Here is a 3,457-nt window from a genome sequence, read left to right on the forward strand (position 1 = left end):
GCGCAGTACACCTCCGTGGGAAGCGCGCCTTATAACGCACTACAGATCCAGGTGCAGCGGCCGATGAAGAACCACTTCTCGCTTCAGGGCAACTTCACCTGGGCGAAGACGATGCTGCACACCAGCTATCTGAATTCGTTCGACACCAAGCTGGCGTCGATTCAGGATGGAAATGCAACATTGGCGGCGAACGTCTTTGGAACGCTGGAACTTCCGAAGTTCTCGCGAATGAACTATGCCGAGCGTCTGCTGCTGGGCGGATGGAAGCTGAACAGTGTGATGCGCGCGCAGAACGGAGGACTGATTTCGGCGCCTTCGAACGTGGACATTATTGGGCCGGTGACCCAAGCGAATGCCTCGTATGGACGTTACTTCAATACCTGCTACCAGAACACGTCGGGGGTGAATGTGCAGTCCACGTCTTCGGCTCCGGCATGCGATTCGCTCTCGCCTGTCCCGGCATATCGCCAGCGGCTGGCATACACCACGCAGCATAACTCGTCGGTGCTGAACATTCGGCAGAGGATTCATCCTCTGGTGGATGCCTCGCTCTTCAAGACGTTCCAGATTCGTGAGGGAACCAGCTTTGAGATCCGTGGCGAGTTCTTCAACGTCTTCAACACGCCGAACTTCAGTGGTCCGGGAACCGGTCTGGGCAGCTCGACCTTTGGTGTGGTGACACTCACGCAGGCAAACGATCCGCGTATCGGGCAATTGACGGCGCGTATCAACTTCTAACCGTAGTACCTTCCGCAAAGCCGCGGCCAGATTCACGGCCGCGGCTTTCTTGCGCACACGCGTTTTTTGCGCATCACATAACTTCAGTACACTTCGATTCAAGGGCTCTCTCTGCATGCATGTTTCAACTGCGCTGGCCGGTCTTGTCTTCGCTGCAACCTCGACGCTCGGTTATACCCAAAGCGCTACGCCACCGGGTAGTGCGACCCAGACAAGCTCGATTGCCACATTGCGCGCCGGATTTAAAACACCTCCTCCGCAGGCACGATTGCGCTGCTACTGGTGGTGGCTGAATGGCAACACTGATAAGGCCACCATTACGCGCGACCTGACGGAGATGAAGGCCAAAGGATTTGGAGGAGCGTTGCTGGTGGACGCCGGCGGAGCGACGCAGAACGGTCACGCCCCTGTTCCAGCCGGGCCGAAGTTCGGTTCAGCCGCATGGGTTGCGCTCTATACGCATGCGTTGCGCGAGGCCGACAGACTGGAACTCGAGATCACGCTGAACATTATGAGCGGCTGGAACCTGGGCGGGCCGACCGTAACACCGGAAGATGCATCGAAGGCGCTGACCTTCGCCACAACGGGGGTGAAGGGTGGGACAGCACAGGAGGTGGACGTTCCGCAGCCACAGCACACGCAGGGAATGTTCTATCGCCAGATCGCCGTGCTGGCATATCCGCTTCATCATGGTCAGGAAAAGGCTCCTGAGTTGGAGGACGGCCAGGGAGATCACCATACGGCAGCGGAGCAGCACGTGGCCGACGGGTATTCCAGCAGCATTCGGTTTCGCGCAGCCGCAGCGGAGAGCGGCTTCAGCATGAACGACAGCTCGGCGATGTTGGACGACGGGCTCGATACAACCTTCCGCGATGAGGCTAGATATGCCGATGCCTCTCTTGCCGAGGTGCGGCGGGTGCAACCCGCTGCTGATGGCAAGCTACATCTGGATCTTCCCGCGGGCGAATGGGAGATCTTCACGGTGGGATACGCGAACACTGGGGCACAGGTCTCGACCTCAAGCGATACGTGGAAGGGCCTCGCGATCGACCACATGAGCCGCAGCGCCTTTCAACACTATTGGGAGACAAATGTAGATCCACTGCTCGTCGCGGCGAAGCCCTTTCACAGCTTGAAGTACCTGGCGACGGATAGCTGGGAGTTAGGTGGAACGAACTGGACGGATGGATTCGACAAAGAGTTCCGGCAGCGCCGGGGGTATGATCCGATTCCTTATCTGCCGGTGCTCGCCGGCCGGATTCTGGGAGGTCGCTCAATAACGACACGCTTTCTTACGGATCTGCGGCGCACGGTCGCCGACCTGATCGTGGCGAATCATTATGACGTCTTCGCACAGATGGCCGGACAACATGGCCTGGGAGTGCAGGCGGAGAGCGGCGGGCCGCATGGAGCTCCCATCGATGCGTTGGAGACATTCCGTCATGCCGCAGTCCCTCAGACAGAGTTCTGGTCGCAAAATCCTCACCGGCATGGGGATAACGAGCGTTTCTTTACCAAGCAGGCAGCGTCCGCGGCGAATATCTACGGCCAGCATTACGTAGCGCAGGAGGGCGAGACCGCGATCGGACCGCAGTGGTCAGAGTCTCTGGCAACGGATCTGAAGCCCAGCTTCGATATGGCGATCACCGAGGGGATGAATCGCCTTGTGTGGCATGAGTTCACTTCGAGCCCGGCAGAGTCTGGCGTGCCAGGGCAAGAGTACTTTGCAGGAACCCACCTCAACCCAAAGGTGACGTGGTGGAACGACGGTGGACCATTCTTCAGCTATCTGAATCGCGTTCAGTTCCTGATGCAGCAGGGCACGGCGGTGAACGACGTCCTGTACTTTTATGGCGACCATATTCCGAACTTCGTGCGCCTGAAGGCGGACGACCCGGCGCATGTACTGCCTGGATACGACTATGACGTCACCAACGAAGATGCGCTGCTGCGCACGATCCACATTGCAGGACATGAGCTGGTGGGACCAAGCGGTGTGCACTGGCGTGCTCTGGTGCTGCCACGCACGCGGAGGATCTCACTAGCGGCATTGCAGATGGTCGAGCGCTATCTGCGCGCAGGAGGGACCGTGATCTCCCTGCCGCCGGTGTCGAGTACGGGCAATCTGCCTGATGTGCAGAAGAGAAAGCTTGATGAGCTAATTGCACAGATATGGAAGGGATGCGAGGAGGGACTGTCCCATCGGTATGGAGCGGGAACGGTCTTCTGTACGGACAACGCGCATGAGGCTTTGCAACGGATGCGCGTGCCTGCCGACGTCACAATCACTTCGGGTGATGTGCGCCTTGCGCCGGTGAGCACGGATAGCGTCGATGCCATTCATCGGCAGGTCGCGGGGACACAGATCTACTACCYGCGCAGCAGCTACGCGACAGAGAAGAACTTCACGATTGCTTTGCGTGCCACAGGTGACGCCGAGATCTGGGATCCGGTAACGGGTTCGGCACATCGCACTCGGATTGAGCGGATGCCTGATGGGCGCAGTAACGTTTCCATCATGCTGCCGGCGTATGGTTCGGTTGCGATTGTCTTTCTGCAACACAGCGCGTCGGGAGATCTTCCGCAACTGGTACACACCGAACCGGTCAAGGCAGATTGGTCTCTGGCTATTCCAGGACGAGAATCTGTGCGGCTGACGGAGTTGAAGAGCTGGACAGAGATTGATGGCAGTAAATACTTCTCGGGAACAGGGGTGTAC

1 protein-coding gene and 1 pseudogene are annotated in these 3,457 nt (G+C 58.6%); both read left to right on the forward strand.

Going from position 1 to position 3,457, the window contains the following annotated elements; all coding sequences use genetic code 11:
* A pseudogene (locus AB4043_RS19045) lies at positions 1 to 738 on the forward strand (TonB-dependent receptor); the annotation flags it as partial.
* A 115-nt stretch (positions 739 to 853) separates the two neighbouring features.
* A partial coding sequence (locus AB4043_RS19050) for a glycosyl hydrolase (RefSeq protein ID WP_442307785.1) occupies positions 854 to 3,457 on the forward strand: 2,604 nt, incomplete at its 3' end.

Origin of the sequence: Terriglobus sp. YAF25, assembly GCF_052113305.1 — a bacterium.
Classification (GTDB): domain Bacteria; phylum Acidobacteriota; class Terriglobia; order Terriglobales; family Acidobacteriaceae; genus Terriglobus.